Genomic DNA, 2,508 nt, shown 5'->3' with positions numbered 1-2,508 from the left:
TGTTTGTGTCATAAGTTTGTCCTCCTTATTTTAGTTAGTTAATACTTTTTGTATAGTATACCATAAAATCTTTCGCAGGTCAAACTTGACACTTTATCATATCATCTCTGCGGTGAACGGTTACCACATCTTGTGTCATTCTTGGTTCTCCAAGGGTTGCTGATGCTAATCCACCAATGACGAGATAGTCGAATTTTTCTTCTTCAAGAAACGATATTATTTTTCTAAAAGTTTCCGGCAATGAATCCATTTTTTAATCCAAGCTTTAAACATAACGGATTGTCCAATGAGAAATTATTTAAAAAGGCATTTAATATGGACGGCGATGTAAGGGATTCAAGGGCTTCTGTGCTTTGCTCAATAGATAGAGCTTTCAATTCCCTTATCCTTTCTTCCTCCATCCATTCAAACCTCTTTTTATCCAAAAGCCCCTTATTTTTTCCTTTTTTCATCTTTAATTTCACATCCTCTTGTATGAAATTTACCCCTTTGTGTCCTACTTATTCTTTATTCGTGTCATTTGTCCATCACTCAGCAGGGAATATTGTGCTCAAATCTATTTCTAAACCTTTAAAGATATCCACTGGTATCTTCTCTTCTTTTTTATATTCTTCAGGCTCTACATACTTATTCTCTTTAAGTTTAAATATCATCGCTTCTTCTGTTACCGGGTCAAATATCCAGTACTGTTTGACCTGATGCCTTTCATATAAGTGGTATTTGGTAATCAGGTCTTTTTTGGCGGTGTATGGGGATAATATTTCTATGATTATATCCGGGGCACCGAGACATCCACGGTCATCAAGTTTCTTCATCTCACAAACAACGACAATATCTGGTTGAACTACGGTTTCTATCTCTTCCTCCGCCTCGTCAGCCTCAGGCAATCGGATATCAAAAGGGGCAACATACACCTGACAGGGTTTGTCCAACAAATAAGTTGAAATCTGTCTGTATAATTCTCCAACTATTTCCTGATGCCTTCTTGAAGGAGATGGACTCATATCATAGGCTACTCCATCTATCAATTCCCACCGTTCTTCATTTGGCCATTTTAGATAATCACCATAAGTCCATCGTTCTTCTATTTTTTTTGCAGGAAGCCCCATTCAATAACTCCTCCTTACTAAAATTGAATACTCCTCAACAAATCAGCCATAGATGGACACGGATGAAACACTAAAAATTCGTGAATCGTGTCCGGTTATCCATATCCGTAATTAGGTTCAAGGCTGAAGGCAAATTCAGGTATAGTGCCTCGTGTCTCCTCTCCTTCTCTCCTTCTCCCTTTCTCCGTTTCTCCGTTTCCCCCTTTCTCATCTATCCTCTGTATTTATCCGTACTAATCCGTGTTCATCAGTGGCTGAATAGTTCCTGTTCTTTGAGATTTCTGTGAATGTAGTAAAAATGGTGAACGGCATGCTAAAACAGGTCAGAGCGCTACGGATAATCCGTATTACTGCCTTTGGCAAGATTTGACGCTTCGGAACATAGACCTGGAACCGATACTTAATCTCCGAGCACTACCGTTCACCAATAAAAATCCTGGTTTTTATCTTGAACTTTCACTTCCTTTCACGGATCAACTGTTTTATGGTCTCTGTCTTTTTATCTAAGTTTTCCAGTATCTTATCCCTAATCTCCTTCATCTCCTGGGGTTTCTTTGTCTTATCGATCTCCTTAAGTAATCTTTTTATCTCTACGGTCTGCGGATTAGTCATGATTTATCACCCCCTCTTTCCTCCAATTCTCGAAGGATTTCATCATATCTTTTGGCATAGTTTTCCACTACCTCTTCTAATGTATCAACCTTCTTCTTTTCGGACTCCGTAGCCATCTTACTGGCTAATGTTCCTAAGAATGAACCCCCACCAAAGCCAGAGATGATAGATAATGGGATCTGTTTAAACAGGGTATCGGGAGCAATAAAATAAAGGATAGCCAGGCTTGCTCCTATCCCTAAAAGTATATCAGCCAGAAAGCCCAGATAAATATGAACCTGGTCATTACGAAGCAGACCGGGTAATAATAATCTATGATTATTCTGATACAGGGCATGTAGCAAACCACCAAATGCCCCGCCACTAATAACAACCCAAAAATTTACAGAGTCCATTTTTACCTCCGAACGGTTACAATTATTTTTCCTTTTTCAACAGATTGATGGTTATCGAGGGAGATAATTAGTAACATTTTAGCCATCTGAAGTGAAATTCAGGTAATCGGTTATCAGGTAATCGGTAATCGGTACACTAATTATTTGATTACCGATTATTGATTACCTTATACTTCACTTGGGGAAACAGTTACGATAATTACTATTTTAATTAGAACCAGCTCTTTTGTCAAGCATTTTTTTGGAGGGTGTGTGCAAAACTATCGGAGAGCGTTGCGTAGGACTTAAGGCTATATCTACGGTCCCAGGCATTGCTTTACCTCATTTTCTGCCATCTTTTTGTATTTCTTGACATTTTGGAGTCCCAAAAGATAACCCAGAGGGTCATTAAC

5 protein-coding genes are annotated in these 2,508 nt (G+C 38.6%); all 5 read right to left on the bottom strand.

What is annotated here, in order from left to right; all coding sequences use genetic code 11:
* Positions 1-79: 79 nt before the first annotated feature.
* Positions 80-250 (bottom strand): hypothetical protein, encoded by a 171-nt coding sequence (locus tag AB1414_19130; protein MEW6609526.1) that lies wholly within the window; start codon positions 248-250, stop codon positions 80-82.
* Entirely contained in the window at positions 225-452 is a 228-nt protein-coding gene (locus AB1414_19125; GenBank protein ID MEW6609525.1) for a hypothetical protein, read from the bottom strand. Before AB1414_19125 ends, AB1414_19130 begins: the two co-directional genes overlap by 26 nt.
* A gap of 75 nt (positions 453-527) precedes the next feature.
* Entirely contained in the window at positions 528-1,109 is a 582-nt protein-coding gene (locus tag AB1414_19120) for a Uma2 family endonuclease (GenBank protein MEW6609524.1), read from the bottom strand.
* Between the two features lie 456 nt (positions 1,110-1,565).
* Complete coding sequence (locus AB1414_19115; GenBank protein ID MEW6609523.1) at positions 1,566-1,721, bottom strand: hypothetical protein; 156 nt, start codon at positions 1,719-1,721, stop codon at positions 1,566-1,568.
* Entirely contained in the window at positions 1,718-2,116 is a 399-nt protein-coding gene (locus tag AB1414_19110) for a DUF4257 domain-containing protein (GenBank protein ID MEW6609522.1), read from the bottom strand. Before AB1414_19110 ends, AB1414_19115 begins: the two co-directional genes overlap by 4 nt.
* Between the last annotated feature and the right edge of the window lie 392 nt (positions 2,117-2,508).

It is taken from the genome of bacterium, from assembly GCA_040755795.1.
Lineage (GTDB): Bacteria > UBA9089 > CG2-30-40-21 > CG2-30-40-21 > SBAY01 > JBFLXS01.
Note: the sequence above shows the minus strand (reverse complement) of the source record. Positions and strands in the feature narration are given on the sequence as shown.